Origin of the sequence: Burkholderia sp. Bp9090 (assembly GCF_003857985.1) — a bacterium.
Lineage (GTDB): Bacteria > Pseudomonadota > Gammaproteobacteria > Burkholderiales > Burkholderiaceae > Burkholderia.
In genome coordinates, this window is the sequence record NZ_QTPV01000033.1 from 18491 (window position 1) to 39997 (window position 21507).

General features: G+C 69.4%; 13 protein-coding genes. 8 read left to right on the plus strand and 5 right to left on the minus strand.

The window, feature by feature from the left end; translation table 11 throughout:
* Positions 1 to 2: 2 nt before the first annotated feature.
* Positions 3 to 1067 carry a ferrochelatase gene (gene hemH / locus DIE16_RS25440; protein WP_044844045.1) on the minus strand — a complete coding sequence of 355 codons (1065 nt, stop codon included), beginning with the start codon at positions 1065 to 1067 and terminating at the stop codon, positions 3 to 5.
* A 137-nt stretch (positions 1068 to 1204) separates the two neighbouring features.
* Entirely contained in the window at positions 1205 to 2227 is a 1023-nt protein-coding gene (gene hrcA / locus DIE16_RS25445) for a heat-inducible transcriptional repressor HrcA (RefSeq protein ID WP_011544637.1), read from the minus strand.
* A 130-nt stretch (positions 2228 to 2357) separates the two neighbouring features.
* Here hrcA and DIE16_RS25450 point away from each other — a divergent pair, with 130 nt between their 5' ends.
* Positions 2358 to 3260, plus strand: coding sequence for an NAD kinase (locus DIE16_RS25450; protein ID WP_124487961.1), 903 nt, complete (start codon positions 2358 to 2360; stop codon positions 3258 to 3260).
* Positions 3261 to 3279: 19 nt separating this feature from the next.
* Positions 3280 to 4929, plus strand: coding sequence for a DNA repair protein RecN (gene recN / locus DIE16_RS25455; protein WP_124519945.1), 1650 nt, complete (start codon positions 3280 to 3282; stop codon positions 4927 to 4929).
* A 250-nt stretch (positions 4930 to 5179) separates the two neighbouring features.
* Here the strand turns inward: recN and glnE are convergent, their stop codons facing one another.
* A complete protein-coding gene (gene glnE / locus DIE16_RS25460; protein ID WP_124893645.1) occupies positions 5180 to 7981 on the minus strand; it encodes a bifunctional [glutamate--ammonia ligase]-adenylyl-L-tyrosine phosphorylase/[glutamate--ammonia-ligase] adenylyltransferase in 2802 nt (933 codons plus the stop codon).
* A 227-nt stretch (positions 7982 to 8208) separates the two neighbouring features.
* Between glnE and DIE16_RS25465 the strand changes: the two genes are divergently transcribed.
* The 4 genes from DIE16_RS25465 (at position 8209) to aroG (ending at position 16318) form a co-directional block, all read left to right on the plus strand.
* Positions 8209 to 12408 (plus strand): YhdP family protein, encoded by a 4200-nt coding sequence (locus DIE16_RS25465; protein WP_124893646.1) that lies wholly within the window; start codon positions 8209 to 8211, stop codon positions 12406 to 12408.
* A 51-nt stretch (positions 12409 to 12459) separates the two neighbouring features.
* A complete protein-coding gene (locus tag DIE16_RS25470) occupies positions 12460 to 13287 on the plus strand; it encodes a carbon-nitrogen hydrolase family protein (RefSeq protein ID WP_044844040.1) in 828 nt (275 codons plus the stop codon).
* Positions 13288 to 13379: 92 nt separating this feature from the next.
* On the plus strand, positions 13380 to 14846 hold the full coding sequence (gene tldD, locus DIE16_RS25475) for a metalloprotease TldD (protein ID WP_059451318.1): 1467 nt from the start codon (positions 13380 to 13382) through the stop codon (positions 14844 to 14846).
* A gap of 398 nt (positions 14847 to 15244) precedes the next feature.
* Positions 15245 to 16318 (plus strand): 3-deoxy-7-phosphoheptulonate synthase AroG, encoded by a 1074-nt coding sequence (aroG, locus tag DIE16_RS25485; protein ID WP_059465445.1) that lies wholly within the window; start codon positions 15245 to 15247, stop codon positions 16316 to 16318.
* Between the two features lie 114 nt (positions 16319 to 16432).
* Here aroG and hmpA read toward each other — a convergent pair whose 3' ends face one another.
* Together hmpA and DIE16_RS25495 are read right to left on the minus strand one after the other, a co-directional pair.
* Positions 16433 to 17641: an NO-inducible flavohemoprotein gene (gene hmpA / locus DIE16_RS25490; protein WP_124893647.1), complete on the minus strand. Its 1209-nt coding sequence runs from the start codon at positions 17639 to 17641 to the stop codon at positions 16433 to 16435.
* Positions 17642 to 17734: 93 nt separating this feature from the next.
* On the minus strand, positions 17735 to 18286 hold the full coding sequence (locus DIE16_RS25495) for a cob(I)yrinic acid a,c-diamide adenosyltransferase (protein ID WP_124519953.1): 552 nt from the start codon (positions 18284 to 18286) through the stop codon (positions 17735 to 17737).
* A 140-nt stretch (positions 18287 to 18426) separates the two neighbouring features.
* Here DIE16_RS25495 and DIE16_RS25500 point away from each other — a divergent pair, with 140 nt between their 5' ends.
* Together DIE16_RS25500 and DIE16_RS25505 are read left to right on the plus strand one after the other, a co-directional pair.
* Positions 18427 to 19836 carry an FAD-binding oxidoreductase gene (locus tag DIE16_RS25500; RefSeq protein WP_124893648.1) on the plus strand — a complete coding sequence of 470 codons (1410 nt, stop codon included), beginning with the start codon at positions 18427 to 18429 and terminating at the stop codon, positions 19834 to 19836.
* Positions 19837 to 19873: 37 nt separating this feature from the next.
* The gene (locus DIE16_RS25505) at positions 19874 to 21367 is read left to right on the plus strand and encodes an FAD-linked oxidase C-terminal domain-containing protein (protein ID WP_124893649.1); all 1494 of its coding nucleotides are present in this window, start codon (positions 19874 to 19876) and stop codon (positions 21365 to 21367) included.
* Positions 21368 to 21507 lie beyond the last annotated feature (140 nt).

Sequence of the window (21507 nt, forward strand, 5' to 3'; positions counted from 1 at the left end):
GTTCAACTCACCGTTTCGGGCTGCGCGGCCTTCACCGGCCAGCCCTGCAGATTCTCGGCGACGATCTCGCCCAACGCGCCGATCCACGCGGGCGCGCCGTTCAGGCACGGAATCCGGTGGAACGCCTGGCCGCCGCCCGCGATGAACTCGTCGCGCACCTCCATCCCGATCTCCTCGATCGTCTCCAGACAATCGGCCGTAAAACCGGGACAGAACACGTCGGCCCGCCGCACGCCCGCCTCGCCAAGTTCGCGCAGCGTCGGCGCCGTGTACGGTTGCAGCCACTCGGCCTTGCCGAAGCGCGACTGGAACGTCACGCGGCATTCGAGCGTCGACAGCCCGAGCGCGGCCATCAGCAGCGCGCCCGTCTGCTGGCACTGGTCGTGATAGGGGTCGCCCAGATCGAGCGTGCGCTTCGGCACGCCGTGGAAACTCAGCACGAGCTTGTCGCCGGCCGCGAAGTCGGGCCGGCCATGCTGCGCCCAGTACTGGCGCACCTGCTCGGCGAGCGCGTGGATGTAGGCAGGATGGTCGGCGTAGTGCCGCACCGTGCGCACTTCCGGCTGGTTGCGCATCCGCGCGAGCGCGGCGAACGCGGCATCGAATGCCGTCGCGGTGGTGGACGCCGAGTATTGCGGGTACATCGGCATCAGCAGCACGCGCTCGACGCCCGCGCGCTTGAACTGCGCGAGCGCCTGCGCAATGCCCGGGCTGCCGTAGCGCATCGCGTAGTCGACCGTCACCTGATAGCCGTTCGACGCGAGCAGGTGGCGCACGCCGTCGGTCTGGCGTTCGGTGTATACGCGCAGCGGCGAGCCTTCGGGCATCCAGACGGCCGCGTACTTCTTCGCGGACGCGCGACCGCGCAGCGGCAGGATCAGCGTGCGCAGCAGCACCTGCCAGACGACCTGCGGGATTTCGACGACACGCGGATCCGACAGGAACTCGGCCAGATAGCGCCGCACCGCGCGCGGCGTCGGGGCGTCGGGCGTGCCGAGATTGATCAGCAGCACGCCGATGCGATGGGCAGCTGCGACGCTCGAAGGCGGCTCAAGATCGAAACGCATGGGCAGGAACGTGCTCGGGGCACGCAGTCGGACGGCCCTCAATTATAGCGGGCCGTCTCGCCCGGGTCGGCTGGCCGTTCGGCCGACTGGCGGTGCGCACGGCGCCGCGGCACGATGGCGGGACGGTATCGGTCGGGTTACTGCTGGCTCAGCGTGAGCGACAGCAGCCGCGCGGTGATGTCGACGATCGGGATCACGCGGTTGTACGCCATGCGGGTCGGGCCGATCACGCCGAGCGTGCCGACGATCTGGCCGTTCACCTCGTAGGGCGCGGTCACGACGCTCATTTCCTCGATCGGCACGAGCGTCGATTCGCCGCCGATGAAGATCTGCACGCCCTGGGCGTGGCTCGACACGTCGAGCAATTGCAGGAGGCCCGTCTTTTGGTCGAACACGTCGAACAGCTTGCGCAGCCGCGCCATGTCGGACGACAGATCCGCCACTTCGAGCAGGTTGCGCTCGCCGGAAATGAGCACGGTGTCCTCGGTATCGGGCACCTCGGTGCTGGCCGTCACGGCCGCATGCATCAGCGTGGTCATGTCGCCGCGCAGCTGGTCGATCTCGTCGCGCAGGCGGCGGCGCACCTCGTCGAACGACAGCCCGGCGAAGTGCGCGTTGATGTAGTTGGACGCCTCGGTGAGCTGCGACGGCGAATAGTCGCGCGGCGTCGCGAGCATCCGGTTCTGCACGTCGCCCTCGGGCGTGACGATGATCAGCAGGATGCGCTTGTCCGACAGCCGCATGAACTCGATCTGCTTGAACACGTGGCTGCGGCGCGGCGTCAGCACGACACCCGCGAACTGCGACAGGTTCGACAGCACGCTCGCCGCGGCCGCCACGACCCGCTGCTGCGGTTCGCCGGCCTGCAGCGTGTTCTGCACCTGGCGCGCGACGGCCTCGGCGTCGATCGGCGCCTCGACCGTCAGCATCGTGTCGACGAACAGCCGGTAGCCGCGCGGCGTCGGCACGCGGCCGGCCGACGTATGCGGGCTCGACACGAGGCCGAGCTCCTCCAGGTCGGACATCACGTTGCGGATCGTTGCCGGGCTCAGTTCGAGCCCGGAATAACGGGACAACGTGCGCGAGCCGACCGGCTGACCGTCGGCGATATACCGTTCGATCAGGGTTTTCAGGAGGGTTCGTGCGCGAGGATCTAGCATGGTGGAAAATTTTAGCGCAACCGCGCGAGCACGGCGAGTGGCCGCGGCCACTGTCGCCCGGGCCGACCGATCCGGCCCCGTTCGCGCACAGCCGGTTCTTTTCGTCAACGAGCTATGGTGTAATGCCGGCATGAAAACCGGTAATCAGTTCAACACCGTCGCGCTCGTCGGCCGGAGCAACACGCCCGGCATCGCCGAGCCGCTCGCCACGCTGGCTGGCTGTATCGCGAAGCTCGGCTTCGAGGTCGTGTTCGAAGCCGAAACGGCGCGCGAGATCGGCATCTCCGGCTATCCGGCGCTCACCCCGGCGGAGATCGGCGCGCGCGCGGACGTGGCGGTCGTGCTCGGCGGCGACGGCACGATGCTCGGCATCGGCCGCCAGCTCGCGCCGTACAAGACACCGCTGATCGGGATCAACCACGGGCGGCTCGGCTTCATCACCGACATCGCGGCGGCCGACATGCAGGCGCGCGTCCCGGTGATCCTGTCGGGCAAGTTCGAGCGCGAGGAGCGCTCGCTGCTCGAGGCCCGGATCGTGCGCGACGGCGAACCGATCTACCACGCGCTTGCGTTCAACGACGTCGTCGTGAACCGCAGCGGCTTTTCCGGGATGGTCGAGCTGCGCGCGTCGGTCGACGGCCGGTACATGTACAACCAGCGTTCGGACGGCCTGATCGTCGCCACGCCGACCGGCTCGACCGCGTACGCGCTGTCGTCGGCCGGCCCGATCCTGCATCCGCAGCTCCAGGGCATCGTGCTCGTGCCGATCGCACCGCACGCGCTGTCGAACCGGCCGATCGTGCTGCCCGACGATTCGAAGATCGCAATCCAGATCGTCGGCGGCCGTGACGTCAACGTGAACTTCGACATGCAGTCATTCACGTCGCTCGAGCTGAACGACACGATCGAGGTGCGCCGCTCGAAGCACACGGTGCCGTTCCTGCACCCGGTCGGCTACAGCTACTACGCGACGCTGCGCAAGAAGCTGCACTGGAACGAACACGCATCGAACGAAGACGACAAGGCGTCCTGACGCACCCACGCCCGACACCATGCTCCGCCACCTCTCGATTCGCGACTTCGTCATCGTCGCCGCGCTCGATCTCGAATTCGACAGCGGCTTTACCGTCTTTTCCGGCGAAACCGGCGCCGGCAAATCGATCCTGATCGACGCCCTGGCCCTCGCGCTCGGCGAACGCGCCGACGCGAGCGTCGTGCGCGCCGGCTGCGGCCGCGCCGACATCACCGCCGAATTCACGCCGCACGACCGCGTCGCGCGCTGGCTCGACGAACACGCGTTCGACGCCGAGGACACCGTGATGCTGCGCCGCGTGATCGACGCGAACGGCCGCTCGCGTGCGTTCATCAACGGCACCAGCGCGACGCTCGCGCAGCTGCGCGAGCTCGGCGAGATGCTGGTCGACATCCACGGTCAGCACGCGCACCAGCTGCTGATGCGGCCCGACGCGCAGCGCGAGCTGTTCGACACGCACGCGGGGCTCGTGGCCGATGCCGCGAACGTCGCACGCGCGTGGCGCGTCTGGCGCGACGCAACGCAGGCGATCGACGCCGCGAAGGCGCATGAGCGCGAACTGCAACTCGAACGCGAGAAGCTCGCCTGGCAGCTCGCCGAACTCGACAAGCTCGCACCGCAACCCGGCGAATGGGACGAAGTCGGCAGCGAGCACAAGCGCCTGTCGCATTCGGCGAACCTGATCGCCGGCGTGCAGGGCGCGCTCAACGCGCTGTCCGAGGCCGACGACGCGATGCTCCCGCAGCTCGGCGCGATCGTGTCGAAGCTGCGCAGCCTGGCCGACTACGACACGGGGCTCGGCGATGCGCTCGCGTCGCTCGAACCGGCCGAAATCCAGCTGCAGGAAGCCGTCTATTCGCTGTCGCACTACGCGCAGCGCCTCGATCTCGACCCGGCCCGGCTCGCGCAGGTCGAAACGCGCCTCGACGCGCTGCACTCGACCGCCCGCAAGTTCCGGCTGCCGCCCGACACGCTGCACGAGGAACATGCGGCACGCCGCGCGCAGCTCGCCGCGCTCGACGCGGCCGCCGATCTCGGCGCGCTCGAAGCCGCGCAGGCGAAGGCACGGGAAGCCTATCTCGCCGACGCGAAACACCTGTCGACGGCCCGCGCGCAGGCCGCGAAGGCGCTCGGCACGGCCGTCACGGCCGGCATGCAGGAACTGTCGATGGCGGGCGGCAGCTTCGAAGTCGCGCTCGTGCCGCTCGCCGACGGCGGCCCGCACGGGCTCGAACAGGTCGAATTCCGGGTCGCCGGGCACCCCGGCGTGCCGCTGCGGCCGCTCGCGAAAGTCGCGTCGGGCGGCGAACTCGCACGGATCAGCCTCGCGCTGGCCGTGATCGCTAGCGCCGCCAGCCCGACGCCGACGCTGATTTTCGACGAAGTCGACACGGGGATCGGCGGCGGCGTCGCCGAGGTGGTCGGCCGCCTGCTGCACCAGCTCGGGCGCGACCGCCAGGTGCTGTGCGTGACGCACCTGCCGCAGGTCGCCGCGCGCGGCGACCATCACTTCCAGGTCGCGAAAGGCGCCGACGAGCGCGGCGGCACCGTCTCGTCGGTCGTCCCGCTCGACAAGGCGAGCCGGGTCGAGGAAGTCGCGCGGATGCTCGGCGGGCTCGAGATCACCGCCACGACGCGCAAGCACGCGAAGGAAATGCTGGCGGCCTGACGCCGGCTTCGTCGGCCGAAATGCAGAAGATCGGCGCATGCGCCGGTCCCGGACCGCCGACGAACCCCACGTTTTTCGGAACGCGGCGTGTCGCCTTTCCCGGAACAGGCCTGCAGCGGCACGGCGAGCAGGCAGACCGATCTGCCGGTCGAACCGCTCGCACGGCGCAGTTTTTCGATGGACGAGCGCCGCCCGCCCTACCCCGCGGATTCGAGCGTCCTGCCGCGAACGCGGGATTCAAACGTCCGCCTCAAACGCCCGTTTCGACCGCGCCGAACACACGCTCCCACAACGCCGTCACGGCCGCCCGCTCGTCGGCCACGAGCGCCGGATCGACCCGCGCCTTCTCCATCCCGTCGAGCCGCAGCTTGTGCTGCAGCTTCCGGTACTTGCGGTACGCGGCGCCGACGCGCTCGGCCTCGTCCTCGCCCATCAGCCCGAACCGCGCGACCTCGCGCAGCAGCGCGATGTTGCCGGTGTTGCGGATCAGCTCGGCGTCGCTCGACGCATGCAGCAGCACCCAGTACTGGACGATGAACTCGATGTCGACCATCCCGCCGCGATCGTGCTTCAGGTCGAACAGCTCGGTCTGGTTCGGATGGCCGGCGAACACCTTGCCGCGCATGTCGACGATTTCCTTCGCGAGCACCGCCCCGTCGCGCGGCGTCGTCAGCACCTGCTGGCGGATCGCCTCGAAGTCCGTGCCGATCTGCGGGTCGCCCGCGCTGTAGCGGGCGCGCGTCAGCGCCTGGTGTTCCCACACCCACGCGGTGTTGGCCGCGTCGCCCTCGCGCAGCTGGTAGCGGCGGAACGCGTCGAGATCGGTCACGAGCAGCCCGGCCTCGCCGTTCGGCCGCAGCCGCAGGTCGATGTCGAACAGCGCGCCCGCGCCGGTCGCGGTCGTGAGCCACGTGATCAGCCGGCGCGTGAACGTCGTGTAGACGTCCGCCGAGCGCTCGTCGGGGTCGTCGTACAGGAAGATCAGGTCGAGATCCGATGCGTAGCCGAGCTCCTTGCCGCCGAGCTTGCCGTATGCGATCACCGCAAACTTCGGCACGTCGCGGTGGCGCTTCGCGAGCTGCGACCAGACGACTTCGATCGTCACGTCGAGCACCGCGTCGGCGAGCTCGGACAGGCGGTCGCTCACATGCTCGACCGACAGCTGGCCGGCCAGGTCGATCAGCAGGATGCGGAACACTTCCGCGTGCTGCGCGTGCCGCAGCAGGTCCATCTGCTGCTCGGGGCCGTCGGCGGCCGCCAGGCGCGCACGCAATGCGTCCTTGAACGCAGGCCAGTCGAACGGGCTCGCGATCGCTTCGTCGTCGAGCAGTTCATCCAGCAGCTGCGGATGGCGGATCAGGTAGCCGCCGCCCCAGCGCGTCGCGCCGAGCACCGACAGCACGCGGTCGAGCGCGGCCGGATACTCGGTCAGCAGCGCGAGATAGACGCCGCGCCGGCTGACCGTCTCGAGCAGGTCGAACAGCCGCACGATGGTGTCGTCGCGGCGCGCGGCGTCGATCCGCGGCGCGGCCTCGAGCGCGCGCTGCGCGACGCTGTCGAAACGCTGCCGGCTCTTTTCCGGCAGGCCCGCGTAGCGCGACGACTGCCAGATCGCGCGCAGCCGCGCGAGCACGGCCGCCGGATCGGTGAAGCCGACGCCGTCGAGGCGCGCGAGCAGCGCGTCGTCTTCGCCGTCGTCGGCGAGCGCCCCGCTCCAGATCCACGTCGCGGCCGTGTCCTCGCCCGCCGCGCAGGGGCCGCCGTTCACCTTGTCGGCAAAGATCTGGTCGAACTGCGCCTCGACGAACGTCCGGTGACCGTCGAGCACCGTCATCAGCGCCGCATAGTCGGCAAAGCCGAGCGACGCGGCCAGCACCGCCCGCTCGCCCGCATCGACCGGCATCGCGTGCGTCTGCGCGTCGTCGCGGTACTGCAGCCGGTGCTCGAGCGTGCGCAGGAAGTTGTAGGCGCCGGTCAGGCGCTCGCGCACGTCCTCGCCGATCAGCCCGCGCGCCTGCGCATGGCGCAGCACCGCGAGCGTCGGCCGCACGCGGAATTCCGCATCCTGGCCGCCGCGGATCAGCTGGAACACCTGCGCGCTGAATTCGATTTCGCGGATCCCGCCGCGCCCGAGCTTGATGTCGTCGGCCTTGTCGGGCCGCATCGACGCGCGGCGCGCGGCTTCCTGGCGAATCTGCTGGTGCAGCGCACGGATCGCGCCGATCACGCCGAAGTCGAGATAGCGGCGGTATACGAACGGCTTGACGATCGATTCGAGCTGCGCCGCCAGCCGCCGCGCCGCGTCGCTGTCGCCTTCGGATACGAGCCGCCCCTTGATCCACGCGTAGCGCTCCCATTCGCGCCCCTGCACGTAGAAATACTCCTCGAGCATCCCGAGACTGCAGACGAGCGGCCCCGAATCGCCGTTCGGGCGCAGCCGCATGTCGACGCGAAACACGTAGCCGTCGGCCGTGACCTCGGACAGCACGCCGATCAGGCGCCGGCCGAGCCGCGTGAAATATTCCTGGGTGGACAGCGGCGAGCGCGTGCCGCCGGCCGTCTCGCCGTCGTCCTCGTAGACGAAGATCAGGTCGATGTCCGACGACACGTTCAGCTCGCGGCCGCCGAGCTTGCCCATCCCGACCACGCCGAGCACGACGCGCTGGCCGTCGGCGCCGCGCGGCTCGCCGTACATCGCCTCGAGTTCGGCCGACAGCAGCGCGAGCGAGCGCTGCACGGCCACTTCGGCGAGATCGGTCATCGCGCCCGTCACCTCGGCGACGCTCGCGACGCCGCGCAGGTCGCGCTCCGCGACCGCGCCGAACACCTCGATACGCAACTGCCGCAGCGCACGCTTCAGTTGCTCGTCGCCCGGCGCGGCCGTGCCGGCCGGCGTGGCGAGCAGTTCGGTCAGGCGCGCGTCGAGCTGCGCGCGCGTGAGCGGCGCGGCGGCCCACGCGGCGATCTGGTCGGACAGCGCGGGACGCGCGGCGGCCGCGCGGGCGAGATAGCGGGAATAGGACGTGCTGATCAGGGCGGAAGCGTCGGTCATCGAAAAGCGGGCCTGGCAGTAAGGCCCCGCTGCGGGAACAACGCGTGCGCGCCCCGCTGCCGACAGGCCCCTTGGACTCGGCGCGGTGTCGCGACGCGGGTGCGCCGCCGCGACAACCGCGCGCCGGAAAGCCCGTGCCGTGCGGCCTCAACGGCCGCCGGCACGAACCCGTGTGATACATTTCAACGTCAGTCTGCAAAACTACCATATCGCCGCCCTTCCGCCGCATGTCCGACCGTCAGGAATCCGCCGTAGCTGAGCCCGAAGCGGGACCTCCGAAGCACGATCATCCGGTCCTGCGTCGCGTGTTCAGGGTGACGCTGGCAGTCGGGATCGGCACGTACTTCGTCGCGTCCGGCGTGTTCCTCGGGATGCGCTACGTGCTGCTGCCGCGCATCGACGAGTACCGCCCGCGCATCGAGCGCGCGGTGTCCGACAAGCTGCACGCGCAGCTTTCGATCGGCAAGCTGTCTCCGCACTGGTCCGGCATGCAGCCGGGCGTCGAAGTCGCCAACCTCACCATTCGCGGCCGTGACGGCCAGATCGCGCTGTCGGTCCCGCACGCGACGGCAGCGCTGTCGTGGATGTCGCTGCTGCGGCTGTCGCCCGCGCTGTCGAGCCTGGTCGTCGACCATCCCGACCTCGTCGTCGCGCGCGCCGCCGACGGCTCGCTGAGCGTCGCGGGCGTCGGCGTCGCGACCACCCATGGCGGCAACGACACGTTCGGCACGTGGCTGCTGAAGCAGGAAGCGATCGTGCTGCGCAACGGCACGCTGCGCTGGCGCGACGCGCAGCACGACGCACCGGAACTCGCGCTGTCCGGCATCCGCCTCGCGGTGCTCAACCACGGCCGCGAGCACAAGGCCGCGCTGCAGGCGCCCGCGAACGGCACGCTGCTGCTCGGCCCGCTCGATTTCCGCGCGCGTTTCCGCCACAAGCCGCTCGCGCCGATCGGCAAGCCGACGAACTGGACCGGCGACGCGTACCTGTCGACCGGCCCGGTCGACCTGCAGACGCTCGGCCGCTATCTCGACATCCCGCTCACGATCCACGCGGGCCGGATCGACAACGCGATCTGGGCGACCTTCCAGGACGGCCACCTGCGCTCCGCGGGCGGCGACCTGCAGGGCGCCGACGTCGTGCTGCGCGTCCGGCCGACCCAGCCGCGCCTCGACGTGCCGACGGTCGGGTTCGGCTGGGACATGGCGCTGGACGCCGGCCACGACTACACGCTGCACCTGACGCGCTTCAACGCGGAGCTCGGCCAGCCGCCGCTGCCGGACGGCACGCCGCTCGCCCGTTCGCTCGCGCTGTCGACGCTGACCGCCCGCTACCGCGTGCCGACCGCCGACCAGGGGCAGCTGCTCAGCGTCGTCGGCGACCGCGTCGATCTCGGCATCCTCAGCGAGTTCATCCGCGGGCTGCCGCTGCCCGCGCGGCTGCGCAACGAGCTGATCAAGCTCGACCCGCGCGGGATGGTGTCGAACTATCACATCGAGGTCGAACGCGCGAAGCCGGCGCGGGCCGAGCTCGCCGACGAAGAACGTCGCACCGGCGCCGCGCCGATCGTCCGCTACCGCTTCCTCGGCGATCTGCAGGGCATCAGCGTCGCCGCGCAGGAGCCGCCGCCGGGTCTTTCCCCGCGCGGTCACCCGCGCGCCGGCTGGCCGGGCGTCGAGAATTTGTGGGGCCACATCGACGCGAACGAAACCGGCGGCAGCGCGCACTTCGACACGGTCAATGCGGCGGTCACGGTGCCCGGCGAATTCGACGAGCCGCGCCTCACCTTCGACCGGCTGCGCGGCAACGCGAAATGGGTGATCACGCCGGCGCCGGGCGAGAAGCACGCGCGCGTCGACGTGACGTTGCCCGACCTGTTCGTCGCGAACCCCGATGCGGAAATCGCGGTGTCGGGGACGTACACGAACCCCGGCCACGGCCGTGGCTCGCTCGACCTGCGCGCGGATTTCGCGCGCGCGTCGGTTGCGCGCATCCCGCGCTACCTGCCGACCGGGATGTCCGAGCACCTGCGCGACTATCTCGGCCATGCGCTGCAGGACGGCCAGGTGACCAAGGGAGCCTCGATCGTCGCCCGCGGCCCGCTCGAGAAATTCCCGTTCGAACACGAGCCGGACGCCGGCGTGTTCCACATCGTCGCGCCGTTCACCGGCGGGCGCTTCGAGCCGACGCCGTACCCGCCGCGCAAGCTCGCGAACGGCACGCCGAGCATCTGGCCCGCACTCGACGGAATCGACGGCGTGTTCGAGCTCGCGCAGAACAAGCTGCGCTTCGACATCGCGCGTGCGCACTACAAGCGCGTCGCGCTGACGAAGGTCGCCGGCCGGATCGACGATCTCGGCAATCCGTCGAAGTCGCCGCTCATCATCGACGGCCATGCGCAAGGCCCGCTCGCGGACCTGATCGACTACGCGGACAACAGCTCGCTCGGCGCGATGAGCGGGCACATCGGCCAGCGGATCGATGCGCAGGGGCCCGCGGCGCTCGCGCTCAAGATCACGATTCCGCAGCACGTTCCGCATCCGCATACGCACGTCGAGGGCACGCTCGCGTTCGGCGGCAACACGCTGTCGACCGACGGCGTGCCGCCGCTGTCCGCGCTGCGCGGCAGCGTGCGCTTCAGCGAGGCCGGCGCGTCGCTGCACGAGCTGTCGGGGCGCTTCCTCGGCGGCCCGGTGCGCGCGAACGGCAACTTCCAGTCGCACGGCCCGTACGCGGTGGACGTCGACGGCAAGCTCGCACTCGACGCCGCACGCGGCCTGAACCTGCGCGGCACGGCCGCGGCGCTGCTCGAGCACGTGGTCGGCGACGCGCCGTACCAGCTCGCCGTGCGTGGCGCGCCGGGCCGCCTGCCGGAGGTCACCGCGCATTCCGACCTGACGGGCGTCGCGCTGAATTTCCCGGCGCCGTTCGCGAAACCGGTCGGCACGCCGATGCCGTTCCGCTTCACTCTGCAGCCGGCCGCCCAGGCCGGCGGCAAGCGCCTCGAGCATGCCGACCTGACGCTCGGGCCCGTGTCTGCGACCTACCTGCTCGACGCCACGTCGGGCCAGCCGCTGCGCGCGGTGCGCGGCGCGATGGGCATCCACCGAATGCCCGATCTGCCGCAGGACGGCGTGAGCGCCGCCGTCGACGTCGACGAACTGGATGCCGACGCGTGGCTCGCGCTCGCCCGCACGCTGCAGCACGACACACCGCGCGCGCCGGAGCCGCAGGCCGCGCCGCGCGTCGACGTCGCGAGCTTCACGCCGAAGCGCTTCGCGCTCCACTTCGGCACGCTGAAGCTGCTCAAGCGCAACTGGGAAAACGTGATCATCGGCGCGTCGCACGTCGACGAGCTGTGGCAGGCGAACATCGCGTCGAACCAGGTATCGGGCTACCTGTCGTGGGCGCCGGGCGGCGGCCACAACGGTGCGGGCGTGCTGAACGCGCGGCTCGCGAAGCTCGTGATCCCGCAGAGCGCGCAGCACGACCTCGTCGGCCGCGCGATGAACCTGCCGACGCCGACCGACCGGCCGATGCCGTCGGTCGACCTGATCGTCGACCAGGTCGTCGCGCGCGATCACGACATCGGCAGGCTCGTCGTCAACGCGCGCAACCTCGAGGAAGACGGCGCGCCGGTGTGGCAGCTCGACAAGTTCGAGCTGGCGAACCCGGCCGCGAAGCTGACGGCGACCGGCAACTGGCGCACGTCGCGCCGCGCGCTGGCCCGCGGCGTCGACGAAAATGATGCGCCGCGCCGCAGCGTGTTCGACTTCAAGCTCGACGTCGGCAACGCGGGCGCGCTGCTCGACCTCGTCGGCCTGCCGCGCACGCTTGCAAACGGCCACGGCACCGTGACCGGCAAGGTCGGCTGGCGCGGCGGCCCGACCGCGGTCGATCTGCCGTCGCTCGGCGGCCAGGTCGCGCTCGACCTGGAACACGGCCAGATCCTGAAGGTCGATCCGGGTGCCGCGAAACTGCTCGGCGTGCTGAGCCTGCAGAGCCTCGCGCGCTTCCTGACGCTGAATTTCCGCGACGTGATCGGCAAGGGGCTGCCGTTCGACAAGATCACGGGCACCAGCCGGATCTCGAACGGGATCGCGCGCACCGACGACTTCTCGATGACGACGGCACCGGCGAACGTGACGGTGCGTGGCGCGGTCGACCTCGGCGCCGAGACGCAGGACCTGCACGCGCACGTCGCGCCGAAGATCGGTGCCGGCACGGCGGCAATCGCGGCCGCGATCATCAATCCGCTGCTGGGTGTCGGCGTGCTGGCCGCGAACTACGCGCTGTCGGAGACGCTGTCGCACGCGTTCGCGCTCGACTACGCGATCACGGGCTCGTGGGCGCATCCGCACATCGAGCGGGTGCGAGGCGATCAGGGTAAGATGAATCACGGTCCGGCCGATGCGGCGAGCCACTGACGCGCGCAGGGTGCCGGGCCGCACCCCATTTATGACGCAACTGATCCAGCGATGACCGATCACACCCGTTCCGCCACGCCCTTTCGGGTCGCCGCGCTGCAGATGGTGAGCACGCCGGACGTCGCACGCAATCTCGCCGAAGCCGGGCGCCTGATCGCGGAAGCGGCCGGCGACGGCGCGCAGCTCGTACTGCTGCCTGAGTATTTCTGCTTCATGGGCCATCGCGACACCGACAAGCTCGCGCTCGCCGAACCCTACCGCGACGGCCCGATCCAGCGCTTCCTGTCGGAGGCCGCGCACCGTCACGGCATCTGGGTGATCGGCGGCACGCTGCCGCTGAAGGCGCCGGAGCCCGATCGCGTGCTGAACACGACGCTCGTGTTCGACCCGAACGGCCAGGAAGCCGCCCGCTACGACAAGATCCACCTGTTCAACTTCGAGAAAGGCGACGAATCGTTCGACGAGGCGCGCACGATCCGCGCGGGCGACACGGTCGTCGCGTTCGACGCGCCGTTCGGGCGGGTCGGCCTGTCGGTCTGTTACGATCTGCGCTTTCCGGAGCTGTATCGCAGGATGGGCGACTGCGCGCTGATCGTCGTGCCGTCGGCGTTTACGTATACGACGGGCCGCGCGCACTGGGAAATGCTGCTGCGCGCGCGGGCCGTGGAGAACCAGTGCTACGTGCTCGCGGCCGCGCAAGGCGGCAAGCACGAGAACGGCCGGCGCACCTGGGGCCACAGCATGCTGATCGACCCGTGGGGCGAGATCGTCGCGGTCCGCGACGAAGGCGCGAGCGTCGTGACCGGCGCGCTCGATCCGCAGCGCATCGCCGACGTGCGCCAGAGCCTGCCCGCGTGGCGGCATCGCGTGCTGGCCTGAACCGCTGAACCGCCCGGCGCTTGAAACGCCGCCCGGCCAACCCATCTGCCCAGAACGCACCCGACAACTTTTTGAGAACCCTCGATACCCGCATGAACATCATCGAACCCGGCATCCGCAATCTTGCGCTGGCGAAGGACATCCTCCTCACGCCGTACGGCCTCGACGAGAGCCTGCTCACGCGCACGATCGCCGACATCTTCACGCATCGCGTCGACTACGCCGACCTGTACTTCCAGGCGACCCGCAGCGAAGCGTGGAGCCTCGAGGAAGGCATCGTGAAGTCGGGCAGCTTCAGCATCGACCAGGGCGTCGGCGTGCGCGCGGTCGCGGGCGACCGCACCGCGTTCGCGTACTCGGACGACCTGTCGCCGGAAGCCATCGCGCAGGCGGCCGCGGCCACCAAGGCGATCGCGGCGGCCGGCGGCGGCCGCCAGAAGATCAAGGCGGCGACGTCCCTGAAGGGCATCTCGGGCCGCGACCTGTACCTGCCGTCCGATCCGCTCGCGTCGCTCGACGCGACCGCGAAGGTCAAGCTGCTCGAGCGCATCGAGCAGATGGCGCGCGGGCGCGACCCGCGCGTCACGCAGGTGATGGCGGGCCTCGCCGGCGAATACGACGTCGTGCTGGTCGCGCGCAGCGACGGCGCGCTCGCGGCCGACATCCGCCCGCTCGTGCGCGTGTCGGTCACGGTGATCGCCGAACAGAACGGCCGCCGCGAGATCGGCTCCGGCGGCGGCGGCGGCCGCTTCGACTACGGCTACTTCACCGACGAAGTGCTGTCGCGCTACGTCGACGACGCCGTGCACGCGGCGCTCGTCAACCTCGACGCGCGCCCCGCGCCGGCCGGCGCGATGACGGTCGTGCTCGGGCCGGGCTGGCCGGGCGTGCTGCTGCACGAGGCGATCGGCCACGGCCTCGAGGGCGACTTCAACCGCAAGGGTTCGTCGGCGTTCGCCGGCCGGATCGGCGAGCAGGTCGCCGCGAAGGGCGTGACGGTGGTCGACGACGGCACGCTGCCGAACCGCCGCGGCTCGCTGAACATCGACGACGAAGGCAACCCGACGCAGTGCACGACGCTGATCGAGGACGGCATCCTGAAGGGCTACATCCAGGACACGCTGAACGCGCGCCTGATGAAGATGCCCGTCACCGGCAACGCGCGGCGCGAGTCGTACGCGGCGCTGCCGATGCCGCGCATGACCAACACGTACATGCTGAACGGCGACAAGGATCCGCAGGAAATCATCGCGTCGGTGAAGAACGGCCTGTACGCGGTGAACTTCGGCGGCGGCCAGGTCGACATCACGAACGGCAAGTTTGTGTTCTCGGCATCCGAGGCGTACATGATCGAGAACGGCAAGATCACCTACCCGGTGAAGGGCGCGACGCTGATCGGCAGCGGCCCGGAATCGCTGAAGTACGTGAGCATGATCGGCAACGACATGTCGCTCGACTCGGGCGTCGGCGTGTGCGGCAAGGAAGGCCAGAGCGTGCCGGTGGGCGTCGGCCAGCCGACCCTGCGGATCGACAAGATGACGGTCGGCGGTACGGCATAACCGCATCGCGGCGCATACAATCCGCGCATTTTGGCAAAAGCGCGCGGATTCTCCGCATTTTTTAGCACCCCCAGTTGCCAGCGACGCGGCGACCGGGTATAAATTCCGAATCAACTTTTTTGACGAACCGAATCTCCGTCATGTCCGCCAAGTTTTATTTTTACTTTTTTTGGCATCTCAGACCGCTGGCGGATCGAGAGGGTTGATGGCGCGTGAAGCGCAACCGAAATTCCCGAAAAAACCGCCGGCGAACCCGGCGGTTTTTTTTCGCCCTTCGCCACCCGGTCGCCGCCGCAGCGGATCCCGCGGCCCCGACCGAAATCACTGAATCGCTTGAATCGATGAATCTGCCGCACGCGCACTGACCGAACGGCGCCCGCAAAACCAGGAGAAACAGCATGCCCCCGCACAACACCGACGACGTCCGCATCCGCGAACTCAAGGAACTGACGCCGCCCGCCCATCTGATCCGCGAATTCGCGTGCTCCGAGGCCGCGTCCGAGCTGATCTACAACTCGCGCCAGTCGATGCACCGCATCCTGCACGGGATGGACGACCGGCTGATCGTCGTGATCGGGCCGTGCTCGATCCACGATACGAAGGCGGCGATCGAGTACGCGGGGCGGCTCGTGAAGGAGCGCGAGCGCTTCAAGGGCGAGCTGGAAATCGTGATGCGCGTGTACTTCGAGAAGCCGCGCACGACGGTCGGCTGGAAGGGGCTCATCAACGATCCGCACCTCGACAACAGCTTCAAGATCAACGAAGGGCTGCGCACCGCGCGCGAGCTGCTGCTGCAGATCAACGAGATGGGGCTGCCGGCCGCGACCGAATACCTCGACATGATCAGCCCGCAGTACATCGCCGACCTGATCTCGTGGGGCGCGATCGGCGCGCGCACGACCGAGTCGCAGGTGCACCGCGAGCTGGCGTCGGGGCTGTCGTGCCCGGTCGGCTTCAAGAACGGCACCGACGGCAACGTGAAGATCGCGGTCGACGCGATCAAGGCCGCATCGCAGCCGCACCATTTCCTGTCGGTGACCAAGGGCGGCCATTCGGCGATCGTGTCGACAGCCGGCAACGAGGACTGCCACGTGATCCTGCGCGGCGGCAAGACGCCGAACTACGACGCGGACAGCGTGAACGCCGCGTGCGCGGACATCGGCAAGGCCGGCCTCGCCGCGCGACTGATGATCGACGCGAGTCACGCGAACAGCTCGAAGAAGCACGAGAACCAGATTCCCGTGTGCGCGGACATCGGCCGCCAGGTCGCGGCCGGCGACGAGCGCATCGTCGGCGTGATGATCGAGTCGCACCTCGTCGAGGGGCGCCAGGACCTGAAGGAAGGCTGCCCGCTGACCTACGGCCAGAGCATCACCGACGCCTGCATCGCGTGGGACGACAGCGTGAAGGTGCTCGAAGGCCTCGCGGAATCGGTGAAGGCACGCCGCGTCGCGCGCGGCAGCGGGAACTGATCGCCGGCGGGCCCGAGGCGGCACATGCCGCCTGCGGGCCCCGGCCTGCGCCGCAAGAAACGAAGCCCGGCTTGCGCCGGGCTTCTTCATGTGCGAGCAGCCGCCGTCAGATCCTCATTCGAGCGCGCCCGAGCCGAAGATCTCGGTGTTGATGCGTTCCGGCGCGACGCCGAGCGCGACCAGCGCATCGCGTTGCGCCTTCATGAACGCGATCGGGCCGCAAATGTAGTAGTCGGCATCCGCAACCAGCGCGTATTGCTTCACGCGTTCCGGCGTCAGGCGCCCTTCGAGGTCGTGATCGATGCCGACGCGATCGTTCGGGCCGACCAGCTCGTACAGCACCGTGCGCTTGACGTTCGCGTGTTCGCGCACCGTATCGTTCAGCCAGTCGCGGAACGCATGCACCGCGCCCGACCGGCATGCGTGGACGAACCGTACTTCACGCGTGCTGCCTTCGCCGACCAGCGTCGAGGCCATCGACACCATCGGCGTGAGCCCGACGCCGCCCGAGATCAGCACGACCGGCGTATCGACGCCGCGCTTCAGCGAGAATTCGCCCATCGGCGCGGTCACCTCGACGATCGCGCCCTCCTCCACGCCGTCATGCATCAGCGTCGACACCTTGCCGGCCGGGATCGCTTCCGGCTGGCCGGCCTCGCGCTTCACCGAGATGCGCAGCCACTTGCCGTGCAGCGCGTCGGACAGGCTGTACTGGCGCGGCTGATCGACGCCGAGATCGCCGACGAAGCGCTTCACCGTGACGTACTGGCCGGGCGCGAAGGTCGGCGCGTCGCCGCCGTCGGCCGGCGTCAGGTAGAACGACGTGATCTCGTCGCTCTCACGCACCTTGCGGGCAACCTTGAACGGACGGAAGCCGCTCCACGCGGCGCCCGCGTACAGGTCGGCCTCGGCGCCGATCAGGATCTGCGCGAGCTGGCCGTACGCGACGCGCCATGCCTCGAGCGTCTCGGCGTCGACCGCATCGCCGAGCACTTCGACGATCGACGCGAGCAGGTTCTCGCCGACGATCGGGTAATGCTCGGGGCGGATGTTCAGGCTCGCGTGCTTGTGCGCGATGTGCGACACCGCCCCGCCGAGCGCGCCGAGGTTGTCGATGTTCGCCGCATACGCATAGACCGCCTTCGCGAGCGTTTCCGGCTGGCTGCCGGTCTTCTGGTGCGTCTGGTTGAACAGGTTCTTCAGTTCCGGATGCCGCGCGAACATGCGCTGGTAGAAATGCTTCGTGATCGTCGCGCCGTGCACGGCGAGGACAGGGGCAGTGGCCTTCACGCGAGCCATCTGGTCAGCGGTGATGTGGGTCATGTCGTTCTCCGTTAAACATGCGCTTACGATACATCTTTAAAAACAGACGTCCGTCGGGCAAATTGTCGCAGTGCGGAAACACGACGCCGGGGGTCAGCGGACGCGCCCGCGCTCCCACAGCACGTCCGAGCCGCCATCCGCGCGGTTCAGCACACGCGCCAGCACGAACAGCAGGTCCGACAGCCGGTTCACGTAACGCCGCGGCGCGTCATTGAGCGTGTCGGTGCGCCCGAGCGCGACGATCGAGCGCTCCGCGCGGCGGCACACCGTCCGGCAGACGTGCGTGAGCGACGCCGCACGCGAGCCGGCCGGCAGGATGAATTCCTTCAGCGGCGGCAGCGTCGCGTTGTAGTCGGCCAGCCAGTTGTCGAGGCGCGCGAGGTGCGTGTCGTCGAGCACCGCATGGCCGGGAATGCACAGCTCGCCGCCGAGATCGAACAGGTCGTGCTGGATCGTGACGAGCGCCGTGCGCACGTCGTCCGGCAGCGTCTCGGCGAGCAGCACGCCAAGATTCGAGTTCAGTTCGTCGACGTCGCCGATCGCGGCGATCCGCGCGTCGTCCTTGCCGATGCGCCGGCCGTCGCCGAGGCCGGTGGTGCCGTCGTCGCCCGTGCGCGTCGCGATCTTGCTCAAGCGGTTGCCCATGCGAATGTCCTCTCGTGCGCGGCCGCGATGCGGCCCGGTTGGGTTGGTACGCGATTATCGCAGCCCGCGGCGGCGGGCGCAGCGGGCGTTCCAGCGTAGAATGGGCCGAAGGTTTGACAAGCAGTCGTCAGGAGACATTCGTGAATCACCCTGCCCCGCCGGCCACCACGCGCCGCCCGCTGCCCCCCGCCATGCTCGATGCGCTGCGCGCCGCCTTCGGCGAGCGCGTGTCGACCGCCGACGCCGTCCGCGCCCATCACGGCCGCGACGAATCGCCGTTCGATCCGCAACTGCCCGACGCCGTCGTGTTCGCCCGCAACGCCGATGAAGTCCGCCAAGTCGTGTCGCTGTGCGCGCTCTACAGCGTGCCGCTGATCCCGTACGGCGCCGGCTCGTCGCTCGAAGGCCATCTGCTCGCGGTGCGCGGCGGCGTCTCGCTCGACCTGTCGGAGATGAACCGCGTGCTGTCGATCAACGCGGAAGACCTGACGGTCACGGTCGAACCGGGCATCACGCGCAAGGCGCTCAACGAAGCGCTGCGCGACACCGGCCTGTTCTTCCCGATCGATCCGGGCGCCGACGCCAGCATCGGCGGGATGACCGCGACCCGCGCATCGGGCACCAACGCCGTGCGCTACGGAACCATGCGCGAAAACGTGCTCGGCCTGACCGCCGTGCTCGCCGACGGCCGCGTCGTGAAGACGGGCTCGCGCGCGCGCAAGTCGTCCGCCGGCTACGACCTCACGCGCCTGTTCGTCGGCTCCGAAGGCACGCTCGGCGTGATCACCGAGATCACGCTGCGCCTGCATCCGCTGCCCGAAGCCGTGTCGGCCGCGATCTGCACGTTCCCGTCGATGGGCGACGCGGTGCGCACGGTGATCGAAACGATCCAGATCGGCGTGCCGATCGCGCGCGTCGAATTCGTCGACGCGCTCGCGGTGCGCTCGATCAACCGCCATTCGAACCTGACGCTCGCCGAAGCGCCGACGCTGTTCTTCGAATTCCACGGCACCGAGGCCGGCGTGAAGGAACAGGCCGAGCTCGTGCAGGCGCTCGCGGGCCAGAACAACGGCCAGGGCTTCGAATGGGCGACCCGCCCCGAGGACCGCACGCGGCTCTGGGCCGCGCGCCACAACGCGTACTTCGCGATGCTGCAGCTGAAGCCCGGCTGCCGCGCGGTGACGACCGACGTGTGCGTGCCGATCTCGCAGCTCGCCGCGTGCGTCGAGGAAACCGAGATCGACCTGCGCGCATCGTCGCTGCCCTGCCCGATCGTCGGCCACGTCGGCGACGGCAATTTCCACGTCGCGATCCTGACCGATCCCGACAAGCCCGAGGAAATCGACGAAGCCGAACGCATCAACGACCGGATCGTCGAGCGCGCGCTGCGCCTCGGCGGCACCTGCACCGGCGAACACGGCGTCGGGCTGCACAAGATGCGCTTCCTGCCGAAGGAGCACGGCGACAACGCGATCGACGCGATGCGCGCGATCAAGCTGGCGCTCGATCCCCGCAACCTGATGAATCCCGGCAAGATCTTCACGTGCTGACACGGCGGCGCGCCGCCGCGCCCCGGCTGGAGACCCAATGAACGCTTCCGTCGAACTGTCGAGCGCGACCCGCGCGCAGCGCCAGCGCGAAGTCGTGCAGGCGCTGATGGCCGTGCTGCCGACGCATTGCCTGCTGTTCCGCGACGAAGACACCGCGCCGTACGAATGCGACGGCCTGTCGGCGTACCGCCGGCTGCCGCTCGCGGTCGCGCTGCCCGAAACCGAATCGCAGGTGCAGCGGATCGTGCAGATCTGCCGCCGCATGGAAGTGCCGATCGTGCCGCGCGGCGCCGGCACGAGCCTGTCCGGCGGCGCGCTGCCGATCGCGAACGGCGTCGTGCTGTCGCTCGCGCGCTTCACGCGCATCGTCGAGGTCGATCCGTACGCGCGCACGGCCACCGTGCAGCCCGGCGTGCGCAACCTCGCGATTTCGGAAGCCGCCGCGCCTTACGGGCTGTACTACGCCCCCGATCCTTCGTCGCAGATCGCCTGCACGATCGGCGGCAACGTCGCCGAAAATTCCGGCGGCGTCCATTGCCTGAAATACGGGCTGACGGTGCACAACGTGATGCGCGTGCGCGCGGTCACGATCGACGGCGAGGTCGTCGAATTCGGCTCGCTCGGTCTCGACGCGCCGGGCCTCGACCTGCTCGCGGTGATGATCGGCAGCGAAGGGATGTTCGCGATCGTCACCGAAATCACGGTGAAGCTGATCCCGAAACCGCAGACCGCGCAGCTCGTGATGGCAAGCTTCGACGATGTCGTGAAGGGCGGCGAGGCTGTCGCCGCGATCATCGCGTCGGGCATCATCCCGGCGGGGCTGGAAATGATGGACAAGCCGGCCACCCAGGCCGTCGAGGCATTCACGCACGCGGGCTACGACCTCGACGCGAAGGCGATCCTGCTGTGCGAATCGGACGGCACGCCCGAAGAAGTCGCGGAGGAAATCGTCCGCATGACGGCCGTGCTGCGCGAGCATGGCGCGACGCGCATCCAGGTGTCGCGCAACGAAAGCGAGCGGCTGCGCTTCTGGTCCGGCCGCAAGAACGCGTTCCCGGCCGCCGGGCGCATTTCCGCCGACTATTACTGCATGGACGGCACCGTGCCGCGCCGTGCGATCGGCCCGCTGCTCGCCCGCATCGAGCAGCTCGAGACACGCTACGGGCTGCGCTGCATCAACGTGTTCCATGCCGGCGACGGCAACATGCATCCGCTGATCCTCTACAACGCGAACGATCCGGACGAGCTGCACCGCGCCGAGCTGTTCGGCGCGGAAATCCTCGAATGCTGCGTGGAATTCGGCGGCAGCGTGACGGGCGAGCACGGCGTCGGCATCGAAAAGCTGAATTCGATGTGCGTGCAGTTCTCGCCGCAGGAGCGCGATGCGTTCTTCGCGGTCAAGCGCGCGTTCGATCCGGCCGGGCTGCTCAATCCCGACAAGGGCATCCCGACCCGCGCGCGCTGCGCCGAATACGGCCGCCAGCACGTGCGCGGAGGGCTGCTGCCGCACCCCGACCTGCCGCGCTTCTGAGCGCCGCGCGGTGCGCGGCCCGTGCCGCCGCGCGGGCCGCGATGTGCCGCCCTGCCCGCGCCGGCCGTGCGCGCGGCGACGCCCGCATGCATTCGTCATGCGTGGCTTAGGGATAGTCGCGATGTGGATTCGCGCCACCC

Excerpts from the sequence above, each read along its gene's own strand:
- hemH (WP_044844045.1), bottom strand. The coding sequence starts at position 1,067 with ATGCGTTTCGATCTTGAGCCGCCTTCGAGCGTCGCAGCTGCCCATCGC.
- hrcA (WP_011544637.1), bottom strand. The coding sequence starts at position 2,227 with ATGCTAGATCCTCGCGCACGAACCCTCCTGAAAACCCTGATCGAACGG.
- DIE16_RS25450 (WP_124487961.1), top strand. The coding sequence starts at position 2,358 with ATGAAAACCGGTAATCAGTTCAACACCGTCGCGCTCGTCGGCCGGAGC.
- recN (WP_124519945.1), top strand. The coding sequence starts at position 3,280 with ATGCTCCGCCACCTCTCGATTCGCGACTTCGTCATCGTCGCCGCGCTC.
- glnE (WP_124893645.1), bottom strand. The coding sequence starts at position 7,981 with ATGACCGACGCTTCCGCCCTGATCAGCACGTCCTATTCCCGCTATCTC.
- DIE16_RS25465 (WP_124893646.1), top strand. The coding sequence starts at position 8,209 with ATGTCCGACCGTCAGGAATCCGCCGTAGCTGAGCCCGAAGCGGGACCT.
- DIE16_RS25470 (WP_044844040.1), top strand. The coding sequence starts at position 12,460 with ATGACCGATCACACCCGTTCCGCCACGCCCTTTCGGGTCGCCGCGCTG.
- tldD (WP_059451318.1), top strand. The coding sequence starts at position 13,380 with ATGAACATCATCGAACCCGGCATCCGCAATCTTGCGCTGGCGAAGGAC.
- aroG (WP_059465445.1), top strand. The coding sequence starts at position 15,245 with ATGCCCCCGCACAACACCGACGACGTCCGCATCCGCGAACTCAAGGAA.
- hmpA (WP_124893647.1), bottom strand. The coding sequence starts at position 17,641 with ATGACCCACATCACCGCTGACCAGATGGCTCGCGTGAAGGCCACTGCC.
- DIE16_RS25495 (WP_124519953.1), bottom strand. The coding sequence starts at position 18,286 with ATGGGCAACCGCTTGAGCAAGATCGCGACGCGCACGGGCGACGACGGC.
- DIE16_RS25505 (WP_124893649.1), top strand. The coding sequence starts at position 19,874 with ATGAACGCTTCCGTCGAACTGTCGAGCGCGACCCGCGCGCAGCGCCAG.